This is a genomic window from Streptomyces sp. NPDC026092, from assembly GCF_040638605.1.
Classification (GTDB): domain Bacteria; phylum Actinomycetota; class Actinomycetes; order Streptomycetales; family Streptomycetaceae; genus Streptomyces.
The window spans coordinates 1-2,261 of sequence record NZ_JBEZYN010000046.1; the positions used below are offsets into that span (position 1 = coordinate 1).

At 68.6% G+C, this 2,261-nt stretch carries 2 protein-coding genes; both read left to right on the forward strand.

Going from position 1 to position 2,261, the window contains the following annotated elements; all coding sequences use genetic code 11:
• Nucleotides 1-51: 51 nt before the first annotated feature.
• A complete protein-coding gene (locus AB0F56_RS35905; protein WP_362017544.1) occupies nucleotides 52-627 on the forward strand; it encodes an IS607 family transposase in 576 nt (191 codons plus the stop codon).
• The gene (locus AB0F56_RS35910) at nucleotides 620-2,254 is read left to right on the forward strand and encodes an IS200/IS605 family accessory protein TnpB-related protein (protein ID WP_362017546.1); all 1,635 of its coding nucleotides are present in this window, start codon (nucleotides 620-622) and stop codon (nucleotides 2,252-2,254) included. Before AB0F56_RS35905 ends, AB0F56_RS35910 begins: the two co-directional genes overlap by 8 nt.
• The last annotated feature ends 7 nt before the right edge of the window (nucleotides 2,255-2,261 follow it).

Consider the following 2,261-nt stretch of genomic DNA (forward strand, 5'->3'; position numbering starts at 1 on the left):
AGGTCGAGTAAGTGAGCGTAACCATGTATGAGTGGGTGTCGTTGTCAGAGTGTGAATCTGACGGAATGGGCGAAGACGCAGGGCGTGCATCCGCAGACCGCGTATCGCTGGTTCCGTGAGGGGACGTTGCCGGTACCGGCTCAGCGGGTCGGGCCGCGCACGATCCTGGTGAACATCGAGACCAGCGCCGCTCCGGGAGCGGTGGGCGGCCTGGGGCTGTATGCCCGCGTCTCCTCGCACGACCAGAAGGGCGATCTGGAGCGGCAGTTGGCCCGGTTGTCTGCGTGGGCGGCCCAGGCGGGCGGCAAGGTCGTCCGGGTCGAGTGCGAGATCGGCTCGGGTATGAACGGCAGCCGCAGCAAGGTCCGTCGCCTGCTGGCCGATCCGGACGTGATCTGCGTGGTCGTGGAGCACAAGGACCGCCTCGGCCGCATGAACGTCGAACTCGTCGAGGCTGCCCTGTCCGCACACGGCCGCCGTCTCGTCGTCCTGGATGACGGCGAGGTCGAAGACGACCTGGTGCGTGACATGGTGGAGGTGCTGACGTCGTTCTGCGCCCGCCTGTATGGCCGCCGGTCGGCGAAGAACCGTGCGCGCAAGGCGTTGGAGGCCGCCGAGCATGGCTGACTCCGCACTCCGTGAGATCGCGCCGTCGTTCGTGGCCCTCGGCCCGGCCGGTGTGGCGATCCGGGACCGACTCAAGCACCTGACGGCCGAGGACGAGGACGTTCTTCGTCTGGTCGGCGCGCACATGGGTTCGCTCGCGTCGAAGGACCTCGTGGCCCGCTGCCGGGATGGTCTGGAGCACTCCACTGATACGTGGGCTGCGCGGAAACGCTCGCTGACGCCGGAGTCGTCGGCGCGCTGGGCCGGCGCTGTCACCAAAGCCACTCACGATCAGTGGGCGCTCTCGCGTCGCGGCCAGCTCGCGCACATCCAGAATCTCGAAGCCGGGATCAAGACGATCGCGCACCGTCTGTCGCAGCCGATCGGTGCGAAGGGCACGAAGAAGGCCCCCGGCGGCTACCGTTCCGAGGGCGAGTGGTTCCACAAGACCCGCCGCCTGCGCGTGCTCGAAGACCGGCTGGAGCGCGAACGCGCTGACCGTGGACGCGGCCGCGTGCGCGTGGTGCGGGGCGGCAAGCGGCTCGCCCGGGGCAGGCACAACCTGGCTGCCGCCCAGCTCACCGCCGAGCAGTGGCGGGAACGCTGGGAGGCAGAGCGCTGGTTCCTGGCCGCCGATGGCGAGAGTGGGAAGCGCTTCGGCAACGAAACGATCCGCATCACCCCGGACGGGGAGGTGTCGATCAAGCTGCCCGCCCCGCTGGCTCATCTGGCCAACGCCCGGCACGGCCGGTACGTCCTCGCGTGCAAGGTCTCCTTCCCGCACCGCGGCCCTGAGTGGGCCGACCGCATCGAAGCCAACCGGGCCGTCGCGTACCGCATCCACTTCGATGCGGACCGTGGCCTCTGGTACATCACCACGTCCTGGCAGTACGCCCCGACGAAGACCATCCCGATCAAGTCCGCCCTGGCCGACGGGGTGGTCGGTGTTGACACCAACGCCGACCACCTCGCCGCCTGGCGCCTCGACACCCACGGCAACCCGACCGGCCGGCCACGCCGCTTCTCCTACGACCTGTCGGGCAACGCCGACCACCGCGACGCCCAGCTCCGCCACGCTCTGACGTGCCTGCTGAACTGGGCCAAGACCTGTGGCGTGAAGGCCATCGCCATCGAGGACCTGGACTTCACCGCCGAGAAGACCCGCGAGAAGCACGGCCGCCGGCGCCGCTTCCGACAGATCATCTCCGGCATCCCCACCGGAAAACTCCGCGCCCGCCTGACCTCAATGGCCGACCAGACCGGTATCGCGATCATCGCCGTGGACCCGGCCTACACCAGCCGCTGGGGCGCCCAGCACTGGCAGAAGCCCCTCACCTCGAAGAACCGAAAGACCACCCGTCACGATGCCGCGAGCATCGCGATCGGACGACGCGCCCAAGGGCACCCGATCCGGCGACGGACGGCACCGCCCCCGCACGACCGGAGTGATCGTGCGGGGCATCGGACCGTCCAGGCCCGACCAGGCACCCCGAGGCGTGAGGGAACCCGCCCTCGTATTCCCGGACCACGGACACGATCCGTGCAGCCAGATACAGAGCGAAAGCGGGAGACCAGGACATCCAAAACCGTTCGGGATGTCCGCAGTGCACAGGCTTGGGTCCAAGACTCACTCCTGCTCACTGATTAGGAACGGT